The organism is Acidimicrobiia bacterium, from assembly GCA_016650365.1.
Lineage (GTDB): Bacteria > Actinomycetota > Acidimicrobiia > Spongiisociales > JAENVV01 > JAENVV01.
Genome location: JAENVV010000278.1, coordinates 1 through 1,495 on the forward strand (window position 1 = coordinate 1; position 1,495 = coordinate 1,495).

3 protein-coding genes are annotated in these 1,495 nt (G+C 61.5%); all 3 read right to left on the reverse strand.

Annotated features, from left to right (window positions below; translation table 11 throughout):
• Positions 1 to 378: acyl-CoA dehydrogenase family protein (locus JJE47_15660; GenBank protein MBK5268855.1), on the reverse strand; the 378-nt coding region annotated here is incomplete at its 3' end.
• A gap of 65 nt (positions 379 to 443) precedes the next feature.
• Positions 444 to 1,034 (reverse strand): DUF4126 domain-containing protein, encoded by a 591-nt coding sequence (locus JJE47_15665; GenBank protein MBK5268856.1) that lies wholly within the window; start codon positions 1,032 to 1,034, stop codon positions 444 to 446.
• A 44-nt stretch (positions 1,035 to 1,078) separates the two neighbouring features.
• The coding region (locus tag JJE47_15670; protein ID MBK5268857.1) for a M20/M25/M40 family metallo-hydrolase at positions 1,079 to 1,495 on the reverse strand (417 nt) is incomplete at its 5' end.

The window sequence follows — 1,495 nt, forward strand, 5'->3', positions numbered from 1 at the left end:
CAACGGCCGTAGCCACTGTTCCTTTTGCTCAGGTGTCCCGAACATCGTCAGGATCTCCATATTTCCCGTATCAGGAGCGGCACAGTTCAACGCCTCGGGAGCCAGGTTGGGACTGCGCCCGGTGATCTCGGCGAGCGGGGCGTAATCGAGCACCGAAACGCCGGCCCCCCACTCGTCGTCAGGAAGGAACAGATTCCATAATCCACGTTGGCGTGCCGCGGCCTTGAGTTCTTCAACGATTGGCGGATGAAAAGAGGGGTCGCCGGAAGCTGCCATTTGAGCGGCATAGACAGGCTCGGCCGGATACACGTGTGAGTTCATGAAATCCAAGAGTCGGGCCTGCAACTCCCCGGCCCGCCGGCTCAAGGCAAAATCCATCTTTGAAGCTCCTCGAATAGGTGCGTTTCAACCTAACGGTCGGCCGGCGACGGCGAGGGCGAGGCCTACGAGTTTGTTGGTCCGGAAGTCCTGATGCCCGCTTTGCGACGCCGCAGGCGCACCACCCACCGAACGATCGGATAGCCAAACGCCAGAATCAAGACACCGATGAGTATCGGAATCGCCAGGGCCAGGAAGGAAATCGAAGCAGAAATAACGTCCTCGGCGATGCTGACCGGCGGGTTGGCCAGACCACCGGTGGTAGCAGTAATGGCTGGCCGCACGACAACCGCCTTGGTGGTGTGGACGGATCCCGCCACGAACAAGCCGATCACGACTGCCAGAACCGGATTCATGTGGATCCCATCCGTCGACGCGGCAAACGCCAGCGCGCCGGCAGAGGGGCGAATGAAGGTCTGGATGAGGTCGTTGACGTGGTTGACGACCGGGGCGTTGTCGGCGAACACCTCAATGACGATCAGGACAACCAACGTGCCGAGAACCCACCAATTGGACACGATGTCATAGGGGGCCGATAGCTCGATGAGCCCCGTGAAACGATTCACTAGGCCCATCACAAACAGGGGGATATAGGCGTTCAGACCTGCGCTGGCCGAGAGCCCCAACGCCGAAAAGAGGGCGGCAACGATATCCATCCGACCAGGCTAGCCAACGGGTTGGTGAGGTACCGGCAGGGTTCCTACTGCTGAGCCAGGAGGGTCAGGGCAATGGCTTCGGCCTGGCAGGCCTTTCGAAAGTCTTCCAGGTCGACGCTCTCGTTAGGGCCATGGATCGCCGACGTCGGGTCTCCAACCCCGGTTAGGAGGATGGCTGCCTGTGGGTACGCCTCAGAAAACGCTGCCACGAACGGAATCGATCCCCCCACCCCGACGTCAACGGTCGCGGTCCCCCAGGCTTCCGCGAAGGCGGTGCGAAAGGCGTCGTAGACGGGCCCGGTAGTGTCGAGTTTGAACGGTTCGCCAGAGCTTCCCGGCGTAACCCGCACGCGAGCTCCCCATTCGACATTCGACTCAAGGTGGGTCACCAGAGCGGCCATGGCCGCTCTGGCGTTGTCGCCGGGAGCCAACCGCATACTTATCTTGGCCCGGGCCGAAGG

Coding starts and splice junctions, on each gene's coding strand:
- JJE47_15665 (MBK5268856.1), bottom strand. CDS start 1,034: ATGGATATCGTTGCCGCCCTCTTTTCGGCGTTGGGGCTCTCGGCCAGC.